At 65.8% G+C, this 237-nt stretch carries 1 protein-coding gene; it reads right to left on the bottom strand.

The annotated features are described in order from the left end of the window. Positions 1-237: aldehyde dehydrogenase family protein (locus BVH01_RS18340; protein WP_139317877.1), on the bottom strand; the 237-nt coding region annotated here is incomplete at both ends.

The raw sequence follows: 237 nt of genomic DNA, 5'->3' as shown, positions 1-237 counted from the left end.
GGCGCATTTCATGATGTGCGAGCCCACCGGCGTGGAGCCGGTAAAGGCGATCTTGGCGATGCGCGTGCTGGTGGCCAGGGCTTCGCCGGCTTCACGGCCGAAGCCCTGGACGATATTGAGCACGCCCGGCGGCAGCAGGTCGTTGATGATCTCGGCCAGCAGGGTGATCGACAGCGGCGTCTGCTCGGCGGGTTTCAATACCACGCAGTTGCCGGCGGCCAGAGCGGGAGCGAGTTT

It is taken from the genome of Pseudomonas sp. PA1(2017), from assembly GCF_001945375.1.
Classification (GTDB): Bacteria; Pseudomonadota; Gammaproteobacteria; order Pseudomonadales; family Pseudomonadaceae; genus Aquipseudomonas.
Note: the sequence above shows the minus strand (reverse complement) of the source record. Positions and strands in the feature narration are given on the sequence as shown.